This window comes from Methylobacterium sp. Ger2507 (assembly GCF_055231875.1).
Genome location: NZ_JBUYVC010000001.1, coordinates 207183 through 233792, shown reverse-complemented (window position 1 = coordinate 233792; position 26610 = coordinate 207183). Strand labels below are relative to the sequence as shown.

General features: G+C 70.0%; 24 protein-coding genes. 18 read left to right on the top strand and 6 right to left on the bottom strand.

Annotation, left to right across the window (positions count from 1 at the left end; genetic code table 11):
- Positions 1-6: 6 nt before the first annotated feature.
- The 15 genes from ACV7NL_RS01155 (at position 7) to ACV7NL_RS01085 (ending at position 18359) form a co-directional block, all read left to right on the top strand.
- The gene (locus ACV7NL_RS01155; protein ID WP_056182164.1) at positions 7-1773 is read left to right on the top strand and encodes a type I secretion system permease/ATPase; all 1767 of its coding nucleotides are present in this window, start codon (positions 7-9) and stop codon (positions 1771-1773) included.
- The gene (locus ACV7NL_RS01150) at positions 1770-4670 is read left to right on the top strand and encodes a calcium-binding protein (RefSeq protein WP_463354692.1); all 2901 of its coding nucleotides are present in this window, start codon (positions 1770-1772) and stop codon (positions 4668-4670) included. The genes ACV7NL_RS01155 and ACV7NL_RS01150 overlap by 4 nt, the downstream gene beginning before the upstream one ends.
- 23 nt (positions 4671-4693) lie before the next feature.
- Positions 4694-6040, top strand: a complete 1347-nt coding sequence (locus ACV7NL_RS01145; RefSeq protein ID WP_463354691.1) for an HlyD family type I secretion periplasmic adaptor subunit — start codon at positions 4694-4696, stop codon at positions 6038-6040.
- 168 nt (positions 6041-6208) lie between these two features.
- Positions 6209-6763 (top strand): methanogen output domain 1-containing protein, encoded by a 555-nt coding sequence (locus tag ACV7NL_RS01140; RefSeq protein ID WP_463354690.1) that lies wholly within the window; start codon positions 6209-6211, stop codon positions 6761-6763.
- Positions 6753-7934: a sensor histidine kinase gene (locus tag ACV7NL_RS01135; RefSeq protein ID WP_463354689.1), complete on the top strand. Its 1182-nt coding sequence runs from the start codon at positions 6753-6755 to the stop codon at positions 7932-7934. The genes ACV7NL_RS01140 and ACV7NL_RS01135 overlap by 11 nt, the downstream gene beginning before the upstream one ends.
- On the top strand, positions 7927-8601 hold the full coding sequence (locus ACV7NL_RS01130; protein WP_463354688.1) for a response regulator: 675 nt from the start codon (positions 7927-7929) through the stop codon (positions 8599-8601). Before ACV7NL_RS01135 ends, ACV7NL_RS01130 begins: the two co-directional genes overlap by 8 nt.
- Before the next feature lie 430 nt (positions 8602-9031).
- The gene (locus ACV7NL_RS01125) at positions 9032-9520 is read left to right on the top strand and encodes a DUF2721 domain-containing protein (RefSeq protein WP_056182172.1); all 489 of its coding nucleotides are present in this window, start codon (positions 9032-9034) and stop codon (positions 9518-9520) included.
- A 131-nt stretch (positions 9521-9651) separates the two neighbouring features.
- Positions 9652-10968, top strand: coding sequence for an NAD(P)/FAD-dependent oxidoreductase (locus tag ACV7NL_RS01120; RefSeq protein WP_463354687.1), 1317 nt, complete (start codon positions 9652-9654; stop codon positions 10966-10968).
- 125 nt (positions 10969-11093) lie between these two features.
- Complete coding sequence (locus tag ACV7NL_RS01115) at positions 11094-12617, top strand: glucosamine inositolphosphorylceramide transferase family protein (RefSeq protein ID WP_463354686.1); 1524 nt, start codon at positions 11094-11096, stop codon at positions 12615-12617.
- A 163-nt stretch (positions 12618-12780) separates the two neighbouring features.
- A complete protein-coding gene (locus tag ACV7NL_RS01110) occupies positions 12781-14118 on the top strand; it encodes an MFS transporter (RefSeq protein WP_463354685.1) in 1338 nt (445 codons plus the stop codon).
- Between the two features lie 3 nt (positions 14119-14121).
- Positions 14122-15237: a metallophosphoesterase family protein gene (locus ACV7NL_RS01105; RefSeq protein ID WP_463354684.1), complete on the top strand. Its 1116-nt coding sequence runs from the start codon at positions 14122-14124 to the stop codon at positions 15235-15237.
- A 50-nt stretch (positions 15238-15287) separates the two neighbouring features.
- Positions 15288-16556 (top strand): arsenic transporter, encoded by a 1269-nt coding sequence (locus ACV7NL_RS01100; RefSeq protein ID WP_463354683.1) that lies wholly within the window; start codon positions 15288-15290, stop codon positions 16554-16556.
- A 57-nt stretch (positions 16557-16613) separates the two neighbouring features.
- Positions 16614-17543, top strand: coding sequence for a DMT family transporter (locus ACV7NL_RS01095; protein ID WP_463354682.1), 930 nt, complete (start codon positions 16614-16616; stop codon positions 17541-17543).
- 304 nt (positions 17544-17847) lie between these two features.
- The gene (locus ACV7NL_RS01090) at positions 17848-18072 is read left to right on the top strand and encodes a hypothetical protein (protein WP_056182194.1); all 225 of its coding nucleotides are present in this window, start codon (positions 17848-17850) and stop codon (positions 18070-18072) included.
- 23 nt (positions 18073-18095) lie between these two features.
- Entirely contained in the window at positions 18096-18359 is a 264-nt protein-coding gene (locus tag ACV7NL_RS01085) for a BrnA antitoxin family protein (RefSeq protein ID WP_056182197.1), read from the top strand.
- A gap of 16 nt (positions 18360-18375) precedes the next feature.
- Here the strand turns inward: ACV7NL_RS01085 and ACV7NL_RS01080 are convergent, their stop codons facing one another.
- Together ACV7NL_RS01080 and ACV7NL_RS01075 are read right to left on the bottom strand one after the other, a co-directional pair.
- Positions 18376-18858, bottom strand: a complete 483-nt coding sequence (locus ACV7NL_RS01080; protein WP_056182200.1) for a YaiI/YqxD family protein — start codon at positions 18856-18858, stop codon at positions 18376-18378.
- Positions 18855-19928, bottom strand: coding sequence for an adenylate/guanylate cyclase domain-containing protein (locus ACV7NL_RS01075; RefSeq protein WP_056182203.1), 1074 nt, complete (start codon positions 19926-19928; stop codon positions 18855-18857). Before ACV7NL_RS01075 ends, ACV7NL_RS01080 begins: the two co-directional genes overlap by 4 nt.
- A gap of 272 nt (positions 19929-20200) precedes the next feature.
- Here ACV7NL_RS01075 and ACV7NL_RS01070 point away from each other — a divergent pair, with 272 nt between their 5' ends.
- Both ACV7NL_RS01070 and ACV7NL_RS01065 read left to right on the top strand, forming a co-directional pair.
- Positions 20201-21040, top strand: a complete 840-nt coding sequence (locus ACV7NL_RS01070; protein WP_463354681.1) for an aldo/keto reductase — start codon at positions 20201-20203, stop codon at positions 21038-21040.
- Positions 21041-21134: 94 nt separating this feature from the next.
- Positions 21135-22430, top strand: coding sequence for an OprO/OprP family phosphate-selective porin (locus ACV7NL_RS01065; protein WP_463354680.1), 1296 nt, complete (start codon positions 21135-21137; stop codon positions 22428-22430).
- A gap of 37 nt (positions 22431-22467) precedes the next feature.
- Here ACV7NL_RS01065 and ACV7NL_RS01060 read toward each other — a convergent pair whose 3' ends face one another.
- From ACV7NL_RS01060 to ACV7NL_RS01050, 3 genes are all read right to left on the bottom strand, one after another.
- Entirely contained in the window at positions 22468-24672 is a 2205-nt protein-coding gene (locus ACV7NL_RS01060; protein WP_463354679.1) for a transglycosylase domain-containing protein, read from the bottom strand.
- 158 nt (positions 24673-24830) lie between these two features.
- Entirely contained in the window at positions 24831-25280 is a 450-nt protein-coding gene (locus ACV7NL_RS01055; RefSeq protein WP_463354678.1) for an N-acetyltransferase family protein, read from the bottom strand.
- Positions 25281-25367: 87 nt separating this feature from the next.
- Positions 25368-25691, bottom strand: coding sequence for a hypothetical protein (locus tag ACV7NL_RS01050; RefSeq protein ID WP_056484710.1), 324 nt, complete (start codon positions 25689-25691; stop codon positions 25368-25370).
- A gap of 167 nt (positions 25692-25858) precedes the next feature.
- Here ACV7NL_RS01050 and ACV7NL_RS01045 point away from each other — a divergent pair, with 167 nt between their 5' ends.
- Positions 25859-26077, top strand: a complete 219-nt coding sequence (locus ACV7NL_RS01045; RefSeq protein WP_463354677.1) for a hypothetical protein — start codon at positions 25859-25861, stop codon at positions 26075-26077.
- A 32-nt stretch (positions 26078-26109) separates the two neighbouring features.
- On the opposite strand, the gene ACV7NL_RS01040 is transcribed toward ACV7NL_RS01045, so the two are convergent.
- Complete coding sequence (locus tag ACV7NL_RS01040; protein ID WP_463354676.1) at positions 26110-26439, bottom strand: hypothetical protein; 330 nt, start codon at positions 26437-26439, stop codon at positions 26110-26112.
- Positions 26440-26610: the final 171 nt, after the last annotated feature.

Here is a 26610-nt window from a genome sequence, read left to right as displayed (position 1 = left end):
CGAGACATGCGCTCCAGGGATCAGAAACAGCTCGCCAAGAAGAGAAGCACCGAGGCGCTGACCCGGCATTTCGGGATGCCGTTCGTCTTTCTCGTCGCGATGTCGGGCATCATCAACATCCTGGCCCTGACCGGATCGTTCTACATGCTCCAGGTCTACGACCGGGCGCTGCCGAGCGGCAGCCTGCCCACTCTGGTTGGGCTCTCGACGCTCGCCATCGGCCTCTACGTCTTTCAGGGCATGTTCGACGTTCTGCGCCAGCAGATCCTCGTTCGGATCGGGGCGCAGCTCGACCGCCGGATCGCCCCTCTGGCGCAGCGCGTCTCCATCGATATGCCGCGCTTCGGCTTCTCCACCGCAGAGGCGATGGAACGCAGCCGGGACGTCGACACCGTCCGTGGCTTCCTGGGGAGCCCCGGGCTCGTGGCGCTCTTCGACCTGCCCTGGACGCCCGTCTTCCTCGTCTTCGTCTACATGCTCCATCCCTGGCTCGGCGCGCTGACCGTCGCGGGCGCCGTCCTCCTCACCCTGATCACCATTCTCACCGAACTGCTGACCCGGCGCTGGACCGGGGCGACCCAGCAGGCGGTGGTGGCCCGCAACGCCATCGCGGACTCGAACGCCCGCAACGCCGACGTCCTGAAGGCGATGGGGTTCGCCGAGCGGGCCGTCGACCGGTATCGCCTCGCCAACAACGAGCACCTGGAACTGCAGACCCGGACGACGGACATCACCGGGACCTTCGCGGCCATCTCCCGCGTCCTGCGCATGATCCTGCAATCGGCAGTGCTGGGGCTCGGGGCCTACCTCGTCATCGGCGGCGAGCTCTCGGCCGGCTCCATCATCGCGGCCTCCATCACTTCGGCCCGAGCACTGGCCCCCATCGACCAGACCGTGGGCAACTGGAAAGGCATCGCCGTGGCCCGCAAGGCCTTCGGGCGGCTGACGGAAACCCTTGTCGCGCTCTCGGGCGTCGAGCGGCCGATGCCGCTGCCGATGCCGCAATCGTCCCTCCGCGTCGGGTCGATCACGGTTGCGACGCCCGGCTCCGGGCGGGTGCTGCTGTCGGACGTCGCGTTCGAGTTGAAGGCGGGCCAAGCCCTCGGCGTCATCGGCCCCAGCGGCGGCGGCAAGACCACGCTCAGCCGGGCGCTGACGGGCATCTGGCCCATCCTGCGCGGCGGAATCCGCCTCGACGGGGCCGACCTGTCGCAGTGGGACGAAGACAGCCTCGGTCGCATCATCGGGTACCTGCCCCAGGAGGTCTGCCTGATGGATGCGACGGTCGAGGAGAACATCTCCCGCTTGGCCCAGGATGCCGACCCGGCCCTGGTGGTCGCCGCCGCCCGCGCCGCCGGAGTCCACGAGATGATCCTGCGCCTGCCCGACGGCTACCGCACCGAGCTCGGCCCGTTCGGGACCGCGCTCTCCGGCGGCCAGCGCCAGCGCATCGCCCTCGCGCGGGCGCTGTACGGCAACCCCTTCCTGCTGGTGCTCGACGAGCCGAATTCCAACCTCGACGGCGAGGGAGAGGCGGCGCTGGCCGCCGCCATCCAGGGCGTGCGCGCCCGCGGTGGGATCGCGGTCGTGATCGCGCACCGACCGAGCGTGCTGGCCGCCGTCGACACCATCGCGGTGATCCAGGACGGCAAGCTGACCGCCTTCGGGCCCAAGGATGCGATCCTCGGCAAGGCCGTGCGCGACGCATCGGTGGGAACCGATCCCGCAAAGATCGCAAGGGAGCGCTCCGTTCTGGAGCGGGTGCCGGCATGATCATCGAGACGAAGGGAACCAAGACCGGCGACGCCGCCCCGACCGGAGCGCAGACATACGCGCCGAAGGTATCCGCCAAGTCGTCGCCGACGCCCTACTACCTGGCCCTCGCGGTCGCGGCCGTGGCCGGGTACCTGAAGTCCCTGTTCCACACCTCGGTGCAGGCCGAGGTCGAGCCCAGCGTCGCCGGACACGAGACGAAGGCCGCGCCCAAGCTGATCGTCATCGCCGCGTCGGACGTGGATTCGGACGAGCCCCCCGCCGAGCATCGGCTGGTGGGATCATCCGGGATCGTCCCCCAGGCCGAGACGCCAGCGCCAGAGTACGATGCCACCCACTTCCCCGCGCATACGCTCCACTTCGCCAGGCACGACCCCCAACCGAACCTCAGCGACTTCAAGGCGTCACCGATCATCCCACGCCCCATCAACGACAATGCCGACCAGGGACCCGGCGTCCGGGGCGGCGGCGGGGGAGGCCGGGACAAGGGCCACGGCGACGAGGGAACGGGTTCCGACAACGCCGACAATCCCGCGACCCCGCCGCCCGGCGGGCTGGGCGGCGGCGAAGACCTGCCCGGCGTCAAGGACAAGCCTCCAGCCGAGGACCGTCCCTCGGGACAGGATACCGCCGGCCCCGGCAAGTCGACCGGGATCGACGGAGATAGGGGCGTCGGGCCTGGCGACCCTTCCGGGGGGGCTAAGGATACCGGAGATGGCTCCGGCGCCGTCGCGCCCCGTCCCGTGTCAAACGATGATGGGGACGGCTCGACGGGCCGGCGCAATCGCGCGCCGACCACCAGCGGCACGGTCCAGCTCGCCGATATGGCCGCCTGTGCGCTGCTGCCCATCGCGCTGGCGGACCTTCTCAGGAACGCCGAAGATCCGGACGGCGACAGCCTTTCGGTCCGCAACGTCACGGTCTCGTCTGGAGCGCTGACCCGAGACGGCGACGGCTGGGTGTACGACGCCGATGATCTCGGTCCGGTCACCGTCACGTACGAGGTCACGGACGGCGAGCTCTCCGTCACCCAGACGGCGGTCTTCAACGTCGTCGAACACGAGCCGATGGTGGGCACGGACGGCGACGACCTCTTGCTCGGAACGCTTTGCGCGGACGAGATCGACGGCAGGGGGGGCAACGACATCATCGACGCCCGTGCCGCGGCCGACATTATCGACGGGGGCGCCGGAGACGACCACATCCTCGGTGGCGCCGGGGACGACGTGATCCTGGGGGGCGACGGGAACGACGTCGTGTTTGCGGGGATGGGGGCGGATCGGGTTTCGGGAGGCAACGGCAACGACCGCATCTTCGGCGAGGAGGGCGACGACATCCTTTTCGGCGACGCCGGTGACGACCTGCTCGACGGCGGGGAAGGCAGCGACATCCTCGTGGGGGGGACGGGAAACGACCTGCTCCTCGGCGACAGGGGCGATGATCGCCTCGACGGGTCCGAGGGAGCCGACGTCGCGTTCGGCGGCGCCGGGCGCGACGTGATTCTGGGCGGCCTCGGGGACGACCGTTTGGAAGGCGGCGATGACGCCGACGTCCTTTCGGACGGTCGGGGTCGGGACGTGGTCTCGGGGCAGGACGGGGACGACGTCCTCGTGGCAGCCCTGGACGGCGAGGCCGACCTGTTCGAGGGCGGCGCCGGAACGGATACGCTCGACCTGGCGGGGGTGGCAACCGATGTCGTGGTCGACTTGGCCACCGGCACGGCTGTCGGCCAGGAGATCGGACGTGACACGGTCGCATCCATCGAAGTTGTGCAAGCCGGTGTCGGGAACGACGTCCTCATCGGAAGCTCGCAGGGCGATACCCTCATGGCAGGAGCGGGACGGGACACGGTGTCTGGCGGCGCCGGCGACGATCTCGTCGACGGCGGGTCGGGTGACGATACCCTCGCGGACGGTGCCGGATCGGACACGGTCCTCGGAGGTGCCGGCGACGACCTCGTCAGGGTCGCCCTCGATGGGGAAGCCGACATCTTCGACGGCGGCGCCGGGATGGATACGCTCGACCTGTCCGGGACGCGGACGGGCATCGCCGCCGACCTGCTCATCGGCATCGCGACGGGCGCCGAGACCGGGCGGGGCCACCTCAACGGGCTTGAGGCGCTGATCGGTGGATCCGGCGACGATACCCTGTCCGGCAGTGACGGGAGCAACCGCTTGACCGGCGGGGAGGGGCACGACCTCATCGCCGGACGAGGGGGCGACGATGTCCTGGATGGCGGTGCAGGGTGCGATACGCTCCTCGACGGAGCCGGGCGCGATACCCTGCACGCAGGTGCGGGCGACGACCGTATCGTCCTCGCGCTGGATGGCGATGACGATCTTGTCGACGGTGGCGAGGGCTCGGATACGCTCGACCTGAGCAGCGCGACCGGGGATCTGCTGGTCGACCTCGTCAACCATGTCGTGTCAGGCACCGAACTCGGGCACGACATGGTGGAGTCCATCGAGCGGATCGTTTCCGGATCGGGCGACGACCGCTTCGTCGTCGGTGAGGACGACGTCGTGCTCACGGGCGGCGGCGGGAACGATGGCTACGTGTTCCTTGCCCGTACCGGAACGCAGGAGACCACCCGCTCCGTGCAGATCACCGACTTCTCGGTCGGAGATTACGTCGATCTCCTGAAATGGTCCCTCTTCGAAAAAGGGGCGAGTGCCACCGGTCACTCGCTGTCCGAAGCGATGGACCGCGACGATGGCACCGTTTCGGGCATCCGCTACCGGGCCGCGCTTTTCGACGAGGGCGACGCGACCGTCATCTCGGCCGACCTCGACGGCGATGATTCCTTCGAGACGACCCTCGTCCTCGACGGGCACCACACCCTGCTGTTCGTCGAGAAGACGGCCGCGGCGACCCAGCCGACGACGCCTATCCATTGATGCAGCCTTCGAAGGAGCGGACCATGCGTACGCGCACCATCGGTGTCCATCGTCCCAAGCCCTTGGACGGGATCGACCTTGGCACGGAGACTTCCTTCTCCGTCTTCCCTCGCATCGCTCTCGGATTCGCGCTGGGCGTCAGCCTCCTGGTCGGGGTCGGCGGGTGGGCGGCGACGACCGATCTCAACGGCGCCATCCTGGCATCGGGAGCGGTCACCGTCGATCAGAATGCCAAAGCGGTCCAGCACCGGGACGGCGGCGTCGTCGGCGCGATCCTTGTGCGGGACGGGCAGGCCGTGACCGCCGGTCAGGTCCTCATCCGCATCGACGATGCCCAGACACGCGCCGAACTCGCGATCGTCAGGGGACAGTTGGGGGAGTTGTCGGCCAAGAAGGCCCGCCTGTTGGCGGAGCGCGACGGGCTGCGCGAGATCGCCATCCCGGCGAGCCTGTCGGACGGTGATGCGGAGATGCGGGCCATCCTCGACGGCGAGAGCCGTCTGTTCCGCGGCAATCTCGCCAGCCGTGACAGCCAACGCCAGCAGCTGGAGCTGCAGATCGGTCAGGTGGCCGAGGAGATCGCCGGCCTGGTCAAGCAGAAGGAAGCCAAGCGCGACGAACTCGCGATCCTCACGAGCGAACACGGCAAGCTGCAGGGCCTCGTCGACAAGCACCTGTTCGAGAGTTCGAAGTTTCTGCCCATCAGCCGCGACCGGCACCGCCTGACCGGTGAGCAAGGCTCGCTGGAAGCCTCCATTGCCAGGGCCAAGGTCCGCACCAGCGAAATTCGGGTCCAGCTTCTCGCCATCACGGAGACCGCGCGCACCGAGGCCCAGAAGGAGCTCAGCGTCGTCGATGCCAAGCTCGCTGAGCTGGGCAACCGACGCGTCGCCCTGGAGGATCGGCTCACCCGGACCGAGATCCGCGCCCCCGCCACGGGCGTCCTGCACGAGCTGAAGACCTTCACGGTCGGCGGCGTCGTCACGCCGGCCGACGTGCTCGCGACCGTCGTGCCCGTGGACGCCGCGCTGCGGATCGAGGTCCGCATCTCTCCGGCAAGCATCGACCAGATCGGCATCGGACGCCCGGCCAAGCTCCGGTTCACCGCCTTCAACCAGCGCACGACCCCCGAACTGAAGGGGACGCTGACATACGTCTCGCCGTCGACCACCAAGGGAGGCAAGGATGAGGCGTTCTACGTGGGGTACGTCGAACTCAACGAGGGGGAGATGAACCGTCTCGGCGAGAGATCTCACCTGGTTCCCGGCATGCCGGTGGAGGTGCACGTCGCAACCGAGGAACGCACGGCGCTTTCCTATCTGATGAAGCCCATTCAGGATCAATTCACGCGCAGCTTTCGGGAGAGATGAGTGCGGGAATGACGTAAATCATTCCATCTTGTCGCCCGATATGCAGTCGATGACTGGCGTGGCGGGAATGATATCAGGAATCGGTATTTCTACTTATTCCGAATTAGTGATTTCAGTGGTTTTTTGTGCTACTCTCATGACGATCAGGTCAAGGAGGGAGCGCGGCCGATGGGCCCAGAAGTCGTTGGCGTAGCGGACGTCGCGCGAGCATCGATCGCCATCGACCGAGAGGATTTCCTCGGCATGGTGTTCGGTGCCTTCACGGACGCCCTGGACGATGCCGTCGGAAGGTCGGAGGCGAGCGGCTTCATCGCCCTGGTGAGCATGGCCGTGTCGGAGGAAATCAAGGCGCGATACCTTCGCGCGTTGGGAACGCCTCGGCTGGATCTCGCCGCCACCGTCGACGCCATGATTGATCTCAAGCGGCGCTTGGGGGGAGACTTCTATGTCATCGAGGCGACACCCCGGCGCATCGTGCTCGGCAACAGGCGCTGCCCGTTCGGCGAGTTGGTGAAGAAGTCCCCCTCGATGTGCATGGTGACCTCGAACGTCTTCGGTCACATGGTTGCGGAGAGCCAAGGCTATGGTCGAATCACGCTTGGTGACACCATCGCCCGCGGCGGCGCCGGCTGCAGGATCGTCATCGACCTCGACCCCGATGCCCCCGACGAGGGAGGACAAGACTACTTCGGACAGGACTACTTCGGACAGGATGTCGCCTAAGTCGGATTTCGAAGTCCTGTTCGAGTTCGTCCCCGCCCCGATGCTCATCGTGCGGCCGAGCGGGGAACTCGAAGCCGCCAACGCCTCCGCGCGCGATGTGTTGGACGGTCTCCGGCTCGGTGACGTCCTGCCCGTCCAGCAAGCCGCCGAGCCGGAGTTGCGCCGTTATCTCGAACGCTGCGCTTCCTGTGCTGCCACGTTGCCGGGCACCCTGTTCCTCCAGGACGACGATGGAAACCTTGAGCGGCATGCCTGCCACGGGGCGCGTGCCCGGCTGGGCGGCTTCCCGGGTCGTCCGCTCGTCATCCTGCACCTCGACGGAGTGGGACTCGGCCGTCGGTTCGGGATTCTCGCCTCGAAGCTCCACGATGCCCGCCGCGTCATGCTGGAGCGGCGGCGGCGCACGCGCGAGATGCAGGCGCTCCTTCGGGAACGCGAGGATCTGCTCGTCCGCCTGGAGGCCGATGCCGCCGCACGCCTGGCGGCCGAACGGGAACGCGACGAGGTGCTGACCCGGCTGTACCGCGCCGGACAGGACGAGCGGCGCCGGCTTGCGCGCGACCTCCATGACCATGCCGGCCAGCATCTGGTTGCCCTGAACTTCGGTCTTCGACGCCTCCTGCCCTACCTCTCGGGTGAGGATGGACGCTGCGAACTCAACCGCCTCCTCGATCAGGCCCAGGAGGTGGGACAGGCGCTGCGTCGCGTCACCCTCGAACTGCGACCGGCGGCCCTCGACGAGTTCGGTTTCGTCACCGCCCTGCGCTACCTCGTGGAGGAGTGGAGCCGCACCACGTCGGTCCCGACGGAGCTGCAGGTCAGCGGGGCGGAGATCCCCCTGCCTGCCGAGCACGCCATCACGCTGTATCGCATCACGCAAGAGGCGCTCAACAACGTCGCCAAGCATGCGGGCCTGCCGAGCTACGTTTCCATCGTGCTCCTGTTCGGCGCGGGGCGGCTGACCCTCACGGTCGACGATGACGGCCTGGGATTCGAGGCCGATGCCGCCTCGGTGAATGTCCTGGTGACCCAGGGCAAGCTCGGATTGATCGGGATGCGTGAACGCATGGCCCTCATCGGGGGCGGCCTGGAGATCGAGTCCTCCCCTGGCCAGGGGGCGTCGGTCGTCGCACGGGTGCGGCTCGGAAAGGATGCCTCGGGCCATGAATGACCAACGCCCCATCCGGATCGCGCTCGCGGACGACCATCCCGTGTTCCGGCACGGCGTCGCCGACCTTCTGGCGAACACCGGCGGGATCGAGATCGTCGCGTCCGTGGATACTGGCCTCGACGCGGTGCAGGCGATATCCAGCTTGTCGCCGGACATCGCCATCCTGGACTTCGCGATGCCAGACATGAACGGGGTCGCGGTGATCCGCAAGCTGGTCGAACGGCAATGCCAGACCCGGTCGATCATCCTCAGCGCCTACGAGAGCCGGGTCTATGTCGACCAGGCGTTCGAGGCCGGCGCGGGGGGATACGTCCTGAAGCGCTCGGCCTTCCTCAACATCGTCCAGGCCGTCCGAGCGGTGGTTGCCGGCGGCACCTACGTGGATGCCGCATTGCCGTCGCGCGCTGCCGGCCACAAGGCGCCGATGGCGTGTCAGAGCCACGACGACATGCAGGCTTCGCTGGCCGACCGCGAGAGGGAAATCCTCCGCTTCGTGGCATTCGGCTTCACCAGCAAGGAGATCGCCAGCCACCTCGGTTCCACGCCGAAGACCGTCGAAACCCAAAAGGCCCGGGCATGCGGCCGGCTGGGCATCAACAGCCGCGCCCAGATCGTCCAGTTCGCCATCATGCAGGGATGGCTCCAGGGCTCGATCCCCATTCGTTGAGGATCGTTGAGGATCGCTGCGACGCCGTCGGAATGGGACGCCGGTGACGTGCGTGACGCAAGGCCCTGGATGAAGCCGACCAGAGTGCCGGGCTATGCCTCTCCGGCTGGCTCCATGATCGCCTCCGGGACCTTGAACGCGTCATCCGCCCGACGACACGTCAGCCTCCCAATACCTCGATGCATCGAGAGGTTGTCATGAGCCGGCCGCGAGTCGAGCGACCTGGCTAAGGTCGAGCGACCTGGCTAAGCATGAGACAGGCGAAGATATCCCGCTCCGGGCAGCCCGTCTTCCGGGAGGCCGGTCGCGGAGCTGCACGAAGTGCGGCCCGAGGAGCAGCGTAAGCAGCGGAGCATGGGGCCGCGCGCGTGAACACCTCCGCCGGGGCGCCCGTATTCCGGCGCCCGCCGCTTTGGCCTATCAGGCGTCCATGTCCGCCGTTCCCGTTGCTCCCGACGACATCGCCCACGTCATCCAGATCGCCCTCGCGCCGGCCTTCCTGCTGACGGCGCTGGCCACCCTGCTGAACGTCTTCTCGACCCGACTCGGGCGCGTCGCCGACAAGGTCGATGCCGCCGCCGCCGGCCTGCGGGACGCGGATGCGCGCGAGACCGTCCGGCTGACCCGCCAGATGTCGTACCTGCGGCGGCGCTCCTTCGTCCTGGACGCGGCCGTCGTGCTGGCATCGACCGGTGCGGCGATGACCGGCATCGCCGTGCTGACCCTGTATGTCGGGGCGCTGCGCGACGCCGCGACGGCCTCGATCCTGTTCGCCTGTTTCGGCATCGCCCTGGTCTGCACCGTGGCGGCGGTCTGTGCCTTCCTGGTCGAGATCCTGATGGCCGGGCGCGGCATCCGGGACGAGGTCGACCGCCAGCAGGAGCAGGCGGGCGATCCGGGTTCGTCCCGACGCGGCTGATCGGCCCGGGATGCGCCGGGCGGCGGGGCGTCCTGCGCCGAGGCCGTCTCGATCACCGGCCCGGCGCCTGCTAACGCGGTCCGGCGATCGGGCCGCCGGCCCGGACAGGCAGGAATTTCCGGGACCTTTCGATGGCGGTCGAGCAGACGACGAAGGCGGACATCATCGTCATCGGAGGCGGCATGGTCGGGCTCGCCTCGGCGATCGCCCTGCGCGACCGGGGCCTCGACGTCCTGCTGTGCGACCCCGGCGAGGCGCGGGCCAGAACCTCCTACGGCAATGCCGGCGTGGTCAGCCGGGGCTCGATCTTCCCGATGTCGAGCCCGGCGCTCTGGGCCAAGCTGCCGACCTACCTGCGCAACGCCGACCGGGGCCTGCGCCTGCGCCATACCCATGTCGCCCGCGTGCTGCCCTGGACGGCGCATTTCCTGGCCGCCGCCCGGACCTCCGCCTGGGAGCGGGCCGCCGCGGCCCTGGTCCCCCTGACCAGCGCGGCCCTGCCCGAGCATCTCGGCCTGGCCGAGCGGGCCGGGGCCGGCCACCTCATCCGCCGCTGCGGCTGGATCAAGCTCTATCGCACGCCCGAGGCCTTCGCCGGCGCCGCCCTGGAGCGTGCGATCCTGGCCCGGCACGGGGTCGCGGTGGACCTGCTCGATGCCGAGGCGGTCCGGGAAGCGGAGCCGGCGCTGATCCGCGCCTACGCGCACGGGATGCTCCTGCCGGAGACCGGCGCCGTCAGCGATCCGGGCGCCCTGATGGAGGCCTATCAACAGCTCTATGCCGACCTCGGCGGCCGAATCCTGCGGATGGTGACCACCGGCCTGCAGCCGACCGAAGACGGGTGGCAGGTGCGGCACGCCGAGGGCGCGGTGCAGGCGCGCCAGGTGGTGCTCGCGGCCGGAGCCGCCTCCGGCGAGATCGCCCGCGGCCTCGGCTATCGCTTCGCCTTCGCGGCGGAGCGCGGCTACCACACCCATTACGCACTCCATCCGGACAGCCCGGCGCTGACCCGACCGGTGCTCGACACCGGCGCCGGCTCGATCGTCGCCCCGATGGGGGAGGGGCGGGTGCGGGTGCTCTCCGGGGTGGAACTCAATGCCCGCGCGGCGCCGCCCGACTACGTCCAGATCGAGGCGGCCGCGCGGGAGGCGGCCGGGACGCTCCGCCTTGGCGCGAATCTCGACAACCGGCCCTGGATGGGCGCGCGCCCCTCGACCCCCGACGGCCTGCCGGTGATCGGCCCAGCCCCCCGCCATCGCGGCCTGATCTTCGCCTTCGGCCATGGCCATATCGGCCTCTCCACCGGGCCGATCACCGGTCGGCTGGTGGCCGACCTCGCCACCGGGCGCGAACCCGCCATCCCGGTCGCGCCCTTCGCGCCGCAGCGCCTGCTCGGCTGGCCGCGCCGGCGGCCGCCGCAGCCGGACGGTGCCATGGCCCGGCCGTAGCGCGCCTCGACCGTCCGGCCGCTCGCTTCCGAACCTCGCTCGGCCCCGGCGTGGATTGACGGCCCTCGCGCAAGGCCCCATTCCGAGCCGACGCGTCCCTTCCTCGTCCGAGGACACCGGTCTCCATGCGCCTGAGCGTTCGCCTCGACGGGGGCCTGTGCCGCCGTTGGCACCTCCGGCTGATCGAACGCATCCTGCGCCGTCCGGGCCTGTCGGTGTCGCTCGATGCGTCGCCGGGGCCGGGCGCCCTTCCGGCCAACGCCGCACTGCTGTTCCGCCTCGAATCCCTGCTGCGGCGCCTGCCGGGGACCGGGCCGTCCCAGCCCATCCCACGGGCGGGCCTCGACGCCGTCGCCGGCCCGGCCACCGGGGCGCCCGACCTGATCCTCGACCTGTGCGGCGATGCCGAGGCGCCCGCCGGGGTGCCGGTCTGGCGCCTCGCCTATGACGGCGTCTGCGGCGAGGCCGCCCTTCTCGCCGCCCTCCTGGCCGGCACGGCGCCGGTGGTGAGCCTGACCGATGGCGCACGCGTGGTGGCTTCCGGCCGGGTCGGCACCGAGGCGCGCGGCGTCATGCTCACCGCCTTCGAGGATGCCCTCGTGCGCACCACGAGCCTCATCCTGGCCGCCCTCGCGGGATCGGGTCCGTGCCTGTCCCCCGAGGGAGGCCCCGTCCGCGCCCCGCCGCCGGCATCCTTCACGGCGCTCGATCTCGCCGCCCGCGCCGTGCGCACCTGTACCCGGATCGCGGGCCGCCGGCTCCAGTCGCTGGTGACCCGGGCGCCGCATTGGCGCGTCGGCTGGCGCGCCCTGTCGGGGCCGGACCTGATCGACCTGCGGGCGCATCCCGAAACCGGCTGGCACACCCTTCCGGATGACGGCTTGCGCTTCTACGCCGATCCGTTTCCGATCGCCGATGCCGCGGGCACGGTGCTGTTCGTCGAGGATTACAGCCACGCCTTGCAGAAGGGCGTGATCTCGGCGGTGCGTTTCGGCCCGGCGGGGCCGCTCGGAACGCCGGTGCCGGTGCTGGAGGCGCGCCATCACCTGTCCTACCCCTTCGTGTTCGCCGCGGCCGGCGCCCACTGGATGGTGCCGGAGAGCGGCGCCACCGGCACCCTCGACCTCTATCGGGCCACCGCGTTTCCGGGCGGCTGGGTCCGGGAGGCGACCCTGATCGCGGGCCTCAACGCCAGTGACCCGACGCTCCTGTGCCACGGCGGGCGCTGGTGGCTGTTCGCCACCGTGCGCGACGACGGCGAGCAGGATGGCCCCTTCGCCGCCTGGGGTTCGTATTCGGACAGCCTGCACCTGTGGTCGGCGCCGGACTTTCGCGGGCCCTGGACGCCGCATCCCAAGAACCCCGTGCTCATCGACATCGCGGCGGCCCGGTCGGCCGGGCGCATCGTCGAACGGAACGGAACCCTGTTCCGGCCGGTGCAGGATTGCCGGTCGAGCTATGGGGAGGCCCTCGGCCTCGCGCGCATCCAGCGGCTCGATGACGACGGCTACGCCCAGAGCGTCGAGATGATCCTGCGCCCCGGCCCGCGCTTTCCAGGCACCGGACTGCACACGCTCAACCGCAGCCCGGCCTTCGAATTCATCGATGGCGCCGGCCGCGTCCGTCGGCGCTTCCGGGCGAGCCCCTGAGGGTCCGCAAGGATCGCTCGGCCGTTCTACGGCACGTCATCACGGAGAGTTTAATCCGTCCGCCAGGAACAATGGTTCGAAGCTGCGCTTTGGGCAGCGTCGTCGCGGACCGGGCTCCCCCGTCCGTGTTTCGTCCTGCTCGAACGTCCGGAAGGGCCCCTCCATGGCCGAGACGCCGTCTTCGCACATCTCGACCACGCCCGGAGGCTCCTTGCGGGCGCCCTCGACCGGGGTTCTGCGCGGGCTCGATGCCCTCAATTTCTTCCTCGCCGACGTGCGTGACGGGCTCGGACCCTACCTCGCGATCTACCTGATCGCCGTGCGGGGGCCGGACCAGGGCTGGAACGAGGCCACCACCGGCCTCGTGATGACCATCGCGGGCATCGCCGGCCTGATCGCGCAGACGCCGGCCGGCGCCCTCATCGACCGCACCAATCACAAGCGCGCCATCGTCATCGCGGCGGCCGTTGCGGTCACGCTGAGCTGTCTGGTGCTGCCCTTCATCTCGAATTTCTACGTGGTGGCCGCCACGCAGTCGGTCGCCGGCATCGCCGGGGCGATCTTCCCGCCGGCGCTGGCCGCCATCACCCTTGGGGTCGTCGGCCCGAAACTGTTTGCCAAGCGCATCGGCCGGAACGAGGGTTTCAACCATGCGGGCAATGCCGCCTCGGCGGCGATCGCGGGCGGCACCGCCTATTTCTTCGGCCCGATCGTGGTGTTCTGGCTGATGGCCCTGCTCGCCGTCTGCAGCATCGGCGCCATGCTGATGGTGCCGGCCAAGGCCATCGACGACGATCTCGCCCGGGGCCTCGACCAGACCGAGACGCAGGCGCGCACGGACGGGCAGGAGGAGCCCTCGGGCCTCACGGCCCTTCTGAAGAACCGGTATCTGCTGCTCTTCGCGGTGCTCGCCGCCCTGTTCCACCTGTCGAACGCCGCCATGCTGACCTCGGTGGGGCAATTGCTGACCAAGCTGTCCGGCAAGGACAACGCCACCTCGCTGATCGCCATCTGCATCGTGGCCGCGCAGCTGGTAATGGTGCCCGTGGCGGTGTTCGTCGGGGCCAAGGCCGACGCGATCGGGCGCAAGCCGATCTTCCTCGCGGCCTTCGGCGTCCTGGCGGTGCGGGGCGTGCTCTACACCCTGTCGGACAATCCGTTCTATCTCGTCGGCGTCCAGCTTCTCGACGGCATCGGCGCGGGCATCTACGGCGCGCTCTTCCCCGTCATCGTCGCCGACCTGACCCGCGGTACGGGCCGGTTCAACGTCTCGCAGGGGGCGGTCGCCACCGCCCAGAGCCTCGGCGCGGCACTGAGCGCCACGCTCGCCGGCCTGATCATCGTCTCGGCCGGCTATTCCACCGCCTTCCTGGCCCTGGCAGCCATCGCGGCGGCGGGGTTCGCCCTCTACCTCTTCGCGATGCCGGAGACCTACGGCTACGAACCCGGCGCCGCGCGCACCGGCGGCGGTCCGTCGCCGATCCCGTCCCCGGCGGCCTGACCCGTGTCCGCCTCCGACGACATCCTCGCCTTCGCCCATATCGGCGACCTGCACCTCACCGGCGCGGAGGCGGACAATGCCCGGGACTTCGCCGCCATCGTCGACCAGCTCAATGCCATCGAGGGGCTCGATTTCGTCTACCTGCCCGGCGACAACGCCGACAACGGCACGCTCGAGCAATACGCCCTGGTGCGGACCCAGCTCGATCGGCTGCGCAGGCCGGTCCACGTGATCACCGGTGATCACGACCGCGAGGGCGGCAGCCTCGAGGCCTTCTATGCCGGGCTCGGCACCCCGCGCCTGCCCTATGGCGTCACGGTCTCGGGAACCCGCTGCCTGTTCCTCGACATGTGCGGACCCGGGACGGGCGGCCTCGACTTTCGCCTCGGGCCGGATCAGCTGGCCTGGCTCCGGCAGGCCGTCGCCGCGGCCGAGGCGGAGGGCCGGGATTGCGCCCTGTTCATGCACAGCTATCCGGCCGACCTGACCGATGAGGGGGAGGCCAATGCGGTGGCCGAATTGGTTCACGCCTCGCGCATCCGCTTCGTGGAGATGGGCCACACCCACTACAACGAGCTCGCCAATGACGGCCGCACCATCTACGCGGCCACCCGCTCGACGGGACAGATCGAAGAGGGACCGGTCGGCTATACGGTCGCGGCGATCGACCGGGGCGTGGTGAGCTGGCGTTTCAAGGAACTCGCCGCAGGTTGGCCCTTCGTGGTGATCACTGCGCCGGCCGACCGGCGCCTCGCCCATGCCGAGGACCACATCGTCGCGGGACCGACCGAGATCCGCGCCCTGGTGCTCGGCGCCAACCGGATCGCGGTCTGCGAGTTCAGCCTCGACGGCGGCCCCTGGCGTCCGATGAAGCGCGGCGACGGCGAGCGCCGCTTCCGCGCGACCGTCGATTGGCCCGCCGGCGGAAGCCGCCTGACCGTCCGCGCCCAGGATGCCGAGGGCGGCGTCGGCGAGGACCGCATCGAGCCGGCGGGCGATGCCCCCGCCCTGGTCCGCTCGAAGGGGCTCGGCAGCGACGCTGATTCCGTCGGCGCTTGGCCCGACCGGGGAATTCTCGGAACCCAGCTCGGCCCGAACCGCAATGGGCGCCACTGGTGACGCGCGCCCGGCGCGCCTGAACGCTTCTCTCTCAAGGACGTCGAATCCCGATGGGTGCGCTGACGCTGACCCCGAACCTTGCCACCTGGGCCATCGCCGGCCTGGCCACCCTCGGGGTGATCACCCGGCCGTTCTCCTGGCCGGAAGCGGTCTGGGCCGTCCTCGGGGCGGCCGCCCTGGTGCTGTTCGGCCTGATGCCCGCCGGGACCGCCTGGGAGGGCGTCCTCAAGGGCACCGACGTCTACCTCTTCCTCGTCGGCATGATGCTGATGTCGGAGGTGGCCCGAAAGGAGGGGCTGTTCGACTGGCTCGCCGGCATCGCGGTGCGGGCGGCCAAGGGCTCGGCCACCCGGCTGTTCACCCTGATCTACATCGTCGGCACGGTCGTGACGGTGTTCCTCTCGAACGATGCCTGCGCGGTGGTGCTGACCCCGGCGGTCTACGCCGCCACCAAGGCCGCCAAGGTCGAAAACCCGCTGCCCTACCTGCTGATCTGCGCCTTCATCGCCAATGCGGCGAGCTTCGTTCTGCCCATCTCGAACCCCGCCAACCTGGTGGTCTTCGCCGAGCACATGCCGCCGCTGACGCAGTGGCTGGCGATGTTCGCGCTGCCCTCGGCGCTGGCCATCGTCGCCACCTACGCGACCCTTCGGCTGACCCAGAACGCCGCCCTGCGCACCCAGCAGGTCGCGACGGATGTCGCGGCCGTGCCCCTGTCGCGGACCGGCCTCGTCGCCGGCCTCGGCATCGTGGCGACCGGCGGCGTGCTCATCGGCGCCTCCGCCCTCGGGCTCGACCTCGGCCTGCCGACCTTCGTGGCCGGCGGCCTGACCACCGCGGCGGTGCTGCTGATGAAACGCAGCGGCCTCGTGGAGGTCGCCAGGGACGTGTCCTGGAGCGTGCTTCCCCTGGTGGCCGGCCTGTTCGTGCTGGTCGAGGCGCTCGAGACAACCGGCGTCCTGAGGATGATCGCCGATGCGCTGAAGCAGGCCGCCTCGACCGCGCCCACCGAGACCGCCTGGGGCGCCGGCACCCTGATCGCGGTGCTGTGCAACCTCGTCAACAACCTGCCCGCCGGCCTGATCGCCGGTGCCGCGGTGCAGACCGCCCACGTGCCCGACACGGTGGCGGGCGCGGTGCTGATCGGCGTCGATATCGGCCCGAACCTGTCGGTGACCGGCTCGCTCGCCACCATCCTGTGGCTGACCGCGATCCGCCGCGAGGGCCAGGATGTCGGCTTCTGGCGCTTTTTCAAGCTCGGCCTGCTGGTGATGCCGCCGGCCCTGCTGCTGGCGCTCGCCGGGCTGCTCCTCGTCTGACTCCCTGTCGTCCGATCCATCCTCGTCCGACCCGCGCTATCCAGCCCAAGGCTCCCCGTGAACGCCGCCCTGCTCTATCCCTTCATTCTCGTCGCCGGCATCCTGCAGGCGCTCGGCAATTCGATGAACGCGCAGCTGCGCGGCCGGCTCGTGAACCCCTGGCTCGCCGCCTCGGTCTCGTTCCTGCCCATCGTCTTCGTGTTCGCCACCCTGTTCCTGGTGATGCCGACGCCGCTCCCCACCCTGGAGAGCTTGGGCAGGATGCCCTGGTATGCGCCGCTCGGGGGTGTCGCCGGCGCGGTGGCGGTGTTCGGCGGCCTCGCCTTCATCGACAAGGTCGGGGCCGGGCCCTTCAACGGGTTGACGCTGACCGCCAACATCCTGGCCTCGCTGACGATGGATGCGTTCGGCCTGTTCGGGCTCCCGGGCGGCGGCTTCAAGCCGATGCCCTGGCTCGGCGGGCTGCTGATGGCCATCGGGGTGTTCTTCATCGCCCGCACCACCGCCGACAAGGGCGGCGCGAAGGACGAAGGCCATGGCCTCAATCCGAAGCTGCTCTACCCGTTCATCGTGGTTGCGGGCATCCTGCAGGCCGTCGGCGTGGTGTGGAACGCGCAGCTGCGCGGCGCCCTCGTGAATCCCTGGCTGGCCGCCACCGTCTCGTTCCTGCCGGTCGTGTTCGTGTTCGTGCTGGTGTTCCTCCTGCGCCCGACACCCCTGCCCGCGAAGACGGACGTCGCGGGCGTGCGCTGGTGGATGCCGCTCGCCGGCATCACCGGTGCCGTGGCGGTGTTCGGCGGCCTGCTGTTCGTCGACAAGGTCGGGGCCGGCGCCTTCAACGGGCTGCTGATCACCGCCAACCTGCTGACCTCGGTGGCCCTCGACCATTTCGGCTGGGTCGGCATGAAGCAAGTCAAGGCTGGCCCGGCTCGCCTCGGCGGCGCCGCCCTCATGGTTGGGGGCATCGTCCTCATCTCTGTGTTCTGAGGCCCGCCTGCGTATTCCCAAGCGCGAAGCTTGAGGACAAACGGTTGCACCCACCGGGTAACGTTGGCCTTTTCGGCCCCCGGCGTGCTAAAGCTTCGACGATCCCGCCCGGAGCCGATCCGCGTCAAGGGTGTGTGGACTGCCTCTCGTGCCGCCCGATCGCCGTTTCCGGCGTCATCCGGCGCGCGTCACGACCCCATCGGTCACCGGACCTCGGCGCGTCGAGCCGCCCACGCGGCCGCGCCGTCCGACAGTCAGGACGCTGCGCTGCGCGCGTGCGGGAGGGTTCAAGGATAGGAATGCAATGAGCGACGAGACCGACGCCCGGACCCGATCCGAGGAGCGTGCCGAGCGTGCCGAGCGGATGGCCAAGGAAGGCGCCCAGGCCATGGCCGAGCACATCGCTTCGGTGAAGGCCGTGGACGAGCGGACGGTGAAGCTGCGTGCCCTGCGTCTCGCCAAGGAAGCGGCCGAGGCCGAGGCGAAGGCCGCGGCTCCGCCGGCCGCCCCCAAGCGCAAGCGCTCCTGACACGATCCGGCGGAGAAGAAGCCATGGCATTCGATCGCTCCCGTCGCCCGAGCGACCCGCGACAGGCCGCCGAGGCGGCCTTCAAGGCCGCGACCACCAAGCCACCCGAGGTCGCCAAGCCGGCCGCCGTGGCGCCCGTCGCCGGCGTCGCGAGCGCTGCGGTGCCGGGTGCCCGCGAGATGGTGAGCCTGCGCCTCGATCGGGCGGTGCTGGAGCATTTCCAGAAGGACGGCCCGGGCTGGCAGGATCGGATCAACGCGGCCCTGAAGAGTGCCGCCGGCCTGTAGCCGACGCCAAGCCGGTTCAGCCGAACCCGCCCCGCTTGAGCCGCATCACCGTGCGGTCGAGGACGCCGAGGAATGCGGAGCGGTCACGGGCCGAGAACGGCTTCGGGCCGCCGGTGATCGCCCCGGCCTCGCGCAGGTCCTGCATCAGGTTGCGGGTGGCCAGCGCCATGCCGATTCCGCTCTCGCTGAACGGCTTGCCGTTGGGGCCGATCACCTCCGCCCCCGCCTTCACGCAGCGGCTGGCCAGCGGGACGTCCGCGGTGATCACGATGGCCCCCGGCCGCGCCCGCTCGGCGATCCAATCGTCGGCGGCATCGAAGCCGTCGCTGACCACCACCCGCTCGATCCAGGGTTCCCGCGGCAGGGCCATGAAGCTGTTGGCCACCACGAACACGTGGAGCCCGTAGCGGCCGGCGACCCGATAGGTCTCGTCCTTCACCGGGCAGGCATCCGCATCGATGTAGACCACGATCGGGTTGGGCGGGGCGGCGTCGGTCATTGGGCGGCGACGCTCTGGGCGAGGGGCGTTTCGTCCAACATCGCGACCGCTGCCGGCACCCGCTCCAGGGTCGAGACGCTGAGCGGTTGTCCACGCCCGCGCAGGGCATGGGCCCCGAGGGACCGGGCGCGGATGCCCTCGGGCAGGCGGGTGATCCGGGCCAGAAGGTCGTCGGAGACGAGGATCTCGGTGGCGAGGGGGCGACACAGGGATTCGATCCGCGCGGTCACGTTCACGGCGTCGCCGAAATACGCGATCTTGTGTCGGTCGACCCCGACTTCCGCCGTGACGATCGAGCCGCCGTGCAGGGCCGCGCGCAGGCGCGGCACGGTGCCGAACCGCGCCATCCAGGCCTCGGATTCGGCTTCGAGGCGATCCATCACGTCGAACACGCAGGCGACGCAGCGCGCGTCCTTCAGGCCACGGGCCATGGGCCAGGTGATCATCGCCATGTCGCCGATATAATCGTCGATGGAGCCCGAATTGCGCCGCACCGGTTCCGCGAGCGCGGCGAAGACCGCGCCCAGATAGGCCTGGGCCTTCAGGTCGCCATGGGTCTCGGCGAAGGCCGTCGACCCGACGACGTCGAGGAACAGGAAGATCCGCTCCTCGCGCACCGGCTGGTGATAGCGCCCGACGAGGAAGTTCACGAACACCTCGCCGCCGATGAGGTCGCGCATGCGGATGACGAAGACCAGCATCGCCGAGACCGCGAGGCAGTAGGCCAGCACCCGCGGGGTGATCCGCACCGCGTGGCTGAGGTCGTCGTCGGTCAGCCCGAGAGCCCAGACCAGAAGTCCGCCCAGGGCCATGCCGGCGGCGATCATCAGCACGTAGGCGAGTTCGGCCGCCGGAACGTAGAGCTTGGCCGGCATCCGGCGCATCCGCGCTTGGAGCCCGCCGAGAATCATGCCCCGGTCGAAGGCCAGGGTCGTGCCGCCGACCGCCAGACCGTAGATCATGCCGGCGAGCGGCGTGGCGCCGCCGGCGAAGAGCACGTTGTAGAGGAGGCCGGCCCCGCCGCAGGCGATGAGGATGAGGAGCCAGAACCAGCGGTGCTGCGGCAGCATCAGCGGCGTCCCCCGTGCGGCGCCCCGGCACGGTCCGGCGGCGGCGATCCGGCGGGAATGGGGGAGGGAGCAGCGCTGCGCAACGGATGTACCCCTTCGGGGATGGGTCCGCCGGCGGCGCAGCCCCTTGGCGCGCCGAGCTTCGAACCGCGTTCTGATCACCGTCGCATGATGGCGCGAGTAAGGCCAAGGTGGCGCCCCCCGTCGGAACGGGGACCGGTGTGGCCTCCGCGCGTTGGTAGGGGGACCCAACAGGACGGGAGTGGACGGGCATGCGCAGCAGAACCTTCGGCGGAACGGCACGCGCGGTCCCGGTGGTCGGGCAGGGCACGTGGCACCTCGACCAGGCCGATCCCGCCGCCGCCATCGCCACCCTGCGGGCCGGGCTCGAGGCCGGCATGACCCACATCGACACCGCCGAGATGTACGGCGAGGCCGAGCCCCTGGTGGGCGCGGCGATCGCTGGCCGGCGCGACGCGGTGTTCCTCGTCTCCAAGGTGGTGCCGGGCAATGCCAGCCGCGCGGGCGTGGTCGCCGCCTGCGAGCGCTCGCTGAAGCGTCTCGGCACCGACCGCCTCGACGCCTACCTGCTGCACTGGCCGGGCCGGCACCAGCTGGCGGAGACCATCGCGGGCTTCGACGCCCTGCGGCAAGCCGGCAAGATCCTGTCCTGGGGCGTGAGCAACTTCGATGTCGCCGATCTCGACGCCGCCCTGGCCATCGCCGGGCCGGGGCAGATCGCCTGCAACCAGGTGCTCTATCACCTGCAGGAGCGCGCCATCGAGCACGCGGTCCTGCCCTGGTGCCAGCGCAACGGAGTCGCGCTGGTGGGCTACTCGCCCTTCGGCAGCGGCGACTTTCCGGACCCTCGCAGTCCCGGCGGCCGCGTGCTCGCCCGCATCGCCGAGGCGCACGGCACCACCTCGCGCGCGGTCGCGGTCGCGTTCCTCACACGGGCCGAGGGCAGTTTCACCATTCCGAAGACGGCGCGGCCGGAGCGGGCGCGGGAGAACGCGGCGGCCGGGGCGATCACCCTGTCGCCGGAGGATCTCGCGGCGCTGGACGCGGCTTTTCCGCGTGGCCCGCGTCCGCGTAGCCTGCCGATGCTGTAATCCATCGGATGAACCCATGGCCTATGGCCAAGGTTGACACGGGTGGACCGTCCGCGCCGGAGGGCGGCGCCGGTCGATGCAGGGAGTGCGAGCGATGGCGCGTTGGCTGGGTCCGACCGGTCTTGGGCCGTACAATCGTGGATTGTTCGGTCTTGGGCTGTGCTGCCTCGCCAGTGCGCCCGCTGCGGCCGAGGAGGCCCGAGCGCAGACGCGCAATGCGTACCAGCCCAACGGCGAGACCCTGACGATCGACGAGAAGGGCATCACCCTGACCTTCCCGGACGATGTCGCCAAGCTGCGCATCGGCGGCAAGCTGCAGCTCGATTTCGGGGTCGCGGGAATCCGCCAAGCCGGGTTTCCCGAGCCGTTCCCCGAGAATTTCGCCGTGCGGCGCTCGTGGATCGAGAGCTATCTGACCCTCGGCAAGAGCCTGGAACTCGCCTTCCAGTACGATTTCGCCGACCCGATGCGGCCGATCAACGATGCGGCCGCCGCCTATACGGGCTTCGAGAACACCCTGCTGACCGTCGGCAACATGAAGGAGCCCTTCAGCCTCGATCAGCTCACCAGCGACAACAACACCCTGTTCACCGAACGCTCGCTGGCCGATGCCTTCGCGCCCGCCCGCAATTTCGGCTTCGCCGTCGGCCGGCACGGCGAGGACTGGACGGTGGTCGCCAGCGTCTTCGGCGGTAACGCCAACACGGGCGTCACTCGCGAGGGCGTCGCCGCCACGGCACGCGCCACCTATGCGGTCATCCACGAGGAGAACCGCGTGCTGCATCTCGGCCTCGCCGGCAGCGTGCGCGACCTGCCCCGCGACGGGTCCGGGCTGGCCCTGTCGAGCCGCTCCGAAGCCTTCCTGTTCCAGCGGACCTTCGTCGATACCGGTGACATCCGCGATGCGTCGGGGGTGCGCCGGATCGGGCTGGAGGCGGCCTATCGCGACGGGCCGTTCCTGGTCCAGGCCGAGTACATCCGCACGGAAGTCGACCGCTTCGGCGGAGCGCCGTCGGCCGGCTTCCAGGGCGGCTACATCCAGGCCAGCGTCGTTCTCAACGGCAAGGGCCGGGCCTACAAGCTCGCCCCCGATTACGGCACCACCTATGCGATCTTCTCAGGGGTGGAGGTGCCGGAAGCCGACCGGGTCTCGCGGGGCGGGATCGGGGTGTTCGAACTCGGCACCCGCTTCAGCGCCATCGACCTCGACGATGCCGGAATCCGCGGCGGCATCGAGCGGGACGTCACGGTGGGGCTGAACTGGTATCCCGACCGCAACATCCGGATCGTGGCGGATTACGTCCGCTCCCATACCAGCCCCTCCGCCGTCCAGGGCGGTCGCACCCTCGACGCGGACACCTTCATCGGCCGGTTCCAGCTCTACTGGTGAAGCGCAGGGCCAGGGTGCGGCAAGCGGTGCCCGGGCGCTACTCGCCGACGCCGAACAGCTTCTCCAGGAAGTTGCGGTCGTCGCGGCTCGGGCCGCGGCCGGCATCGGCGTGGCGTGCGGTCGGGCGCGAAGGGGCGGCCGCCTGCGGCTCGCCCAGGAGGGCGCCGATCAGGCCGCCGGGCGTGCTGTTGGTCACGGCCGGCTCGGAGGGAGCCCGATTGCGCCAGTTCCTGGCGCCGGGGAGCATCACGGGGGTCTGGCCCTTGAGCGCCACCGTCATGTAGGCTTTCCAGATCTCGCCCGGCAGGTTGCCGCCCGAGACCTTCTTGGTCGGCTCGCCATCGTCGTTGCCGAGCCAGACGCCGGTCACCAGGGTGGCCGAGTAGCCGATGAACCAGGCATCGCGAAAATCCTGGCTGGTGCCGGTCTTGCCCGCGAGATCCCAACCCGGGATCTCGGCCTTCCGAGCGGTGCCGGAGACGAAGGTCTCGTGCATCATCGCGTTCATCATCGCGTCGGCGTTGGCGTCCATGACCCGGCCGAGGCCGCCGTCCTTGCGCTTGTAGAGCACCTTGCCGTCGGCGCTCTTCACGCTGGCGATGATGTAGGGGATCACGCCGGTGCCCCCGTTGGCGAAGGCCGCGTAGGCGCCGACCATCTCGAGCGGCGTCACCTCCGAGGTGCCCAGCGCGATCGAGCCGTTGGCCTGGAGCGGAGAGGAGATGCCGAGCCGCTGCGCGGTCTGCACCACAGCCTTGGGGCCGACCTCCTGGCCGAGGCGGACCGCCACCGTGTTGAGGGAGAGCGCCAGCGCGTCGCGCAGGGTCACGGCCCCGCGATAGTCGCGCGAGTAATTCTCCGGGCTCCAGCCCTTGATGCTGATCGGCGCATCCTCCCGCACCGTGTCGGGGGTCAGGCCGCGCTCCACCGCCGCCAGGTAGACGAAGGGCTTGAACGAGGAACCCGGCTGGCGCTTGGCCGTGGTGGCACGGTTGAACTGGCTCTGGGCGTAATCGCGCCCGCCCACCAGGGCGCGGATGGCTCCGTCCGGCTTCATCGACACGAGGGCGCCCTGGCCGACGTTGTAGCGGCCCCCCTTCTGGTTCAATTCGTCCACCAGCGCCTTCTCGCCGGCCGCCTGCAGGCCGGTCTCGACGGTGGTGGAAATCACGATGTCGCTCTCGAACTTCGGCACGAAGTCGTCGAGCACGTCCATCACGAGGTCGGCGACGTAATTGGCCGAGCCGCCGCCGCGGATGCCGGCCGGTCGGGCCGGGGTCGCGAGCGCCAGCTTGACGTCGGCGGGCTTGGCGAAGCCCAGCTCCTCCATGGCGGCGAGCACCTGGGCGGCGCGGGTCTGCGCGGCGGGGAGGTTGCGGTTCGGCGCGAGGCGCGACGGTGCCTGCACGAGGCCGCCGAGCATGGCCGCCTCCGCCAGCGTCACGGCCTTGGCCGGCTTGCCGAAATAGCGCTGGGCCGCCGCCTCGACGCCGTAAGCGCCGGCGCCGAAATAGACCCGGTTCAGGTAGAGTTCGAGGATCTCGTCCTTGCTGTACTTGTGCTCCAGCCACAGGGCCAGGATCGCCTCCTGGATCTTGCGCGAGGCCGAGCGTTCCGGGGTGAGGAACAGGTTCTTGGCGAGCTGCTGCGTCAGGGTCGAGCCACCCTGCGACACCCCGCGCCGGGTGATGTTCTGGGCGACCGCGCGGGCGATGCCGACGGGATCGACCCCGAAATGGCTGTAGAAGCGCCGGTCCTCGATCGCCACGAAGGCGCGCGGCAGGTAGGGCGGCAATTCCTTGATGCTCACGACCCGGCCGCCGGTCTCGCCGCGATTGGCCAGCAGCGAGCCGTCGCTGGCCAGGATGGCGATGTTGGGTGGGCGCTTGGGCACCGCGAGCTGATCGATCGGGGGCAGTTGCGAGGCGTGATAGGCCACGAGGCCGGCGATGCCGATCACGCCCCAGAGTCCCACGACCACCGTGACGTAGGTGAGCCGTCCGAGGATCGAGCGACGCGCCCGGCGCGGCCCCTTGCGGGGACTGCGCCCGCGGGAGGGCGCGGGCTTGCCGGCAGACGCAACCCGTCCGCCCCGTGAACCTGACTCGCCTCGCGCCACGCCGCCTCCCGGGCGATCGGCCCGCGAGAGGCGCAGGTCGAGATCGGCCGGATCTCCGGCGCGCCCCTCGGGCACGTCGAAATTCGGCTCCCCCCTGCCTCCGCCTGCGCGTCCCTTCGCCATTCGTCCCGTCTGCCCCAAGGTTCGTTCGTGATCCGAGCGACCCTGCTTGCGCACGGTAATTGCGGCGGGTTTAAGGGGTGTTAACCGGAGGAATTTTCAACGCTTTGAGAAATCAGGGAAATTTCGGAATCGGCAGGCTTCGTCGTCAGGCTTTCTCGTCAGGTTTTCTTGCGCAGCGGCCTGACCCAGAGCGATCCGATGTCGGAGAAGCCGGTGGCCGCACTGAAGGCCATCAGTTCTGGTTGCTCCGGGCCGATCAGCAACTGGATGGTGCCGCATCCGGAGGCGCGGGCGGCCTGGGAGGCCGCCTTGAGCAGAAGGCGGCCGATGCCGCGCCGGCGCTCGTCCGGTCCGACCAGCAGGGTGGTGATCAGGGCCGTCGGCAGGTCCGCGTCGAGTGATCGGTAGGCGTGCCAGACGATGAGACCGCTGGGGGGACCCCATTCCAGGGCCAGGAGGGCCGACCCGGTTCCATGCCGGAAGGCTTCGATCCGTTGCGACAGGCGATCGGGGTCGAGGCGTTGACCGGCGGCGCGCAGGAGTTCTGACAGGCCAACCGCATCGGCGCCGGTCGCCGCCCGGATCTCCAGTCCGTAACGGCTCGCCACGTCCGACTCCGGTTTGCCCCGCGGGCGATGCGCCGGCGGAGCCAAGGTGTTTCGAGGGAATGGTGGCGGGCGGGTGTTGCCCGGGCGTCAGTCCCGCCGCATCAGGCCGTACAGGGCGAATCCCGCCAGGGCCGCCAAGCCGAGGGCCAGCCCGCGATTATCCTGGAGCCGGCCCATGGCCGCCTGGCCCGCGTCGCGCAGGTCGTTGCCGAGGGGCGAGCCGTTCAGGATGCGCTCGGCGCGAGCCTGGTTCTCCGGGCGGATCGCGATCGAGACGGCGAAGGCCTCGTCGTCGATGCGGTCGATCTCGACGCTGTTGCGAGCGAATCCGGCCCGGGACAGGCGGTCCCGCGCTGCACGGGCGGCCCGGAGGGACGGAACCGTCACGGAGGCCAACACGCTGTCAGACATTCAGTTTTCTCCTTATTTGGCAGACCAAACTTCGGCCGCGCGAAGGTGGTTCCGCGGGGACGCGTCGATGCCGGTCTCTTAAGCTCTCGGCAACCGCCCCGGTTCTAAGCCCCGCTCGTCTCGCCCGAGCCGATCCCGCGGGCCGTCGCATCAGGAGTTTGCCGGGCTTGCGCGATCCGTTCGTACCTGCCGCCCTTGCCGACCGCCTGCGGGAGAAGCGCCGCAAGGCGCGCCCGCGCGCAGCCCTCGCCTATGAGCCGGCCCAGCCGGTCTTCGCCGAACTGCTCGACACCCGCGGACACGGCACCGGGCAGTTCGTGCGCCTGTCGCAGGGGATGGTCGAGGCCATCACCCGGAGCGCGCGTGGGATGTCGGACCCGTCCTGACAGCCTGGCCTGTAGCCTGCCGGCTTGGCCTGTCAGCGGTCGCAGCCGATGCAGATGTCGCGCACCACGCGCTGGCGGCTTGGGCCGGTGCGCTGGTTCGGCAAACTTCTGTTGAAGGCGTGCTCGGCCGCGCGGGCCACCGGCGGGACTGGTCTCGCAGGTTGCGGTACCGGGGGTTGCGATGGCGTCGGGGCGGGGGCCGTCAGGGCCATGTACTGCGCCGCCGCAGGTGCCGGGAGTGCGAGCCCGGAGATCAGGCCCGCGACAGAAAGGGCGGCCAGCGCCCGTCGCCGCGACAGGACGGCGAACGCCTGTCTCGGCGGCTTGCCGGGCGTCGGCGGTGCAGGACGTCGCGTCGCCATCCGGGCCTCCGGTCGTCTATCCCTGGTCGGTGCGGCCTTCGTTCTCCGCCGCGGCTGCAGTGACGGGAACGAGGCGGAGTCCGGATCGTTCCGCGACCGGCTTGCCCGGGGGCTTGCCAGGGCCTTGCCGGGGGCTTGCCCAGGGGCGTGGCAGGCGCCTTACCGACGCGA

Bases quoted from the DNA above. Each gene is read 5' to 3' on its own strand.
- ACV7NL_RS01155 (WP_056182164.1), top strand. From the start codon at position 7: ATGCGCTCCAGGGATCAGAAACAGCTCGCCAAGAAGAGAAGCACCGAG.
- ACV7NL_RS01150 (WP_463354692.1), top strand. From the start codon at position 1,770: ATGATCATCGAGACGAAGGGAACCAAGACCGGCGACGCCGCCCCGACC.
- ACV7NL_RS01145 (WP_463354691.1), top strand. From the start codon at position 4,694: ATGCGTACGCGCACCATCGGTGTCCATCGTCCCAAGCCCTTGGACGGG.
- ACV7NL_RS01140 (WP_463354690.1), top strand. From the start codon at position 6,209: ATGGGCCCAGAAGTCGTTGGCGTAGCGGACGTCGCGCGAGCATCGATC.
- ACV7NL_RS01135 (WP_463354689.1), top strand. From the start codon at position 6,753: ATGTCGCCTAAGTCGGATTTCGAAGTCCTGTTCGAGTTCGTCCCCGCC.
- ACV7NL_RS01130 (WP_463354688.1), top strand. From the start codon at position 7,927: ATGAATGACCAACGCCCCATCCGGATCGCGCTCGCGGACGACCATCCC.
- ACV7NL_RS01125 (WP_056182172.1), top strand. From the start codon at position 9,032: ATGTCCGCCGTTCCCGTTGCTCCCGACGACATCGCCCACGTCATCCAG.
- ACV7NL_RS01120 (WP_463354687.1), top strand. From the start codon at position 9,652: ATGGCGGTCGAGCAGACGACGAAGGCGGACATCATCGTCATCGGAGGC.
- ACV7NL_RS01115 (WP_463354686.1), top strand. From the start codon at position 11,094: ATGCGCCTGAGCGTTCGCCTCGACGGGGGCCTGTGCCGCCGTTGGCAC.
- ACV7NL_RS01110 (WP_463354685.1), top strand. From the start codon at position 12,781: ATGGCCGAGACGCCGTCTTCGCACATCTCGACCACGCCCGGAGGCTCC.
- ACV7NL_RS01100 (WP_463354683.1), top strand. From the start codon at position 15,288: ATGGGTGCGCTGACGCTGACCCCGAACCTTGCCACCTGGGCCATCGCC.
- ACV7NL_RS01090 (WP_056182194.1), top strand. From the start codon at position 17,848: ATGAGCGACGAGACCGACGCCCGGACCCGATCCGAGGAGCGTGCCGAG.
- ACV7NL_RS01085 (WP_056182197.1), top strand. From the start codon at position 18,096: ATGGCATTCGATCGCTCCCGTCGCCCGAGCGACCCGCGACAGGCCGCC.
- ACV7NL_RS01080 (WP_056182200.1), bottom strand. From the start codon at position 18,858: ATGACCGACGCCGCCCCGCCCAACCCGATCGTGGTCTACATCGATGCG.
- ACV7NL_RS01075 (WP_056182203.1), bottom strand. From the start codon at position 19,928: ATGCTGCCGCAGCACCGCTGGTTCTGGCTCCTCATCCTCATCGCCTGC.
- ACV7NL_RS01070 (WP_463354681.1), top strand. From the start codon at position 20,201: ATGCGCAGCAGAACCTTCGGCGGAACGGCACGCGCGGTCCCGGTGGTC.
- ACV7NL_RS01065 (WP_463354680.1), top strand. From the start codon at position 21,135: ATGGCGCGTTGGCTGGGTCCGACCGGTCTTGGGCCGTACAATCGTGGA.
- ACV7NL_RS01060 (WP_463354679.1), bottom strand. From the start codon at position 24,672: ATGGCGAAGGGACGCGCAGGCGGAGGCAGGGGGGAGCCGAATTTCGAC.
- ACV7NL_RS01050 (WP_056484710.1), bottom strand. From the start codon at position 25,691: ATGTCTGACAGCGTGTTGGCCTCCGTGACGGTTCCGTCCCTCCGGGCC.
- ACV7NL_RS01040 (WP_463354676.1), bottom strand. From the start codon at position 26,439: ATGGCGACGCGACGTCCTGCACCGCCGACGCCCGGCAAGCCGCCGAGA.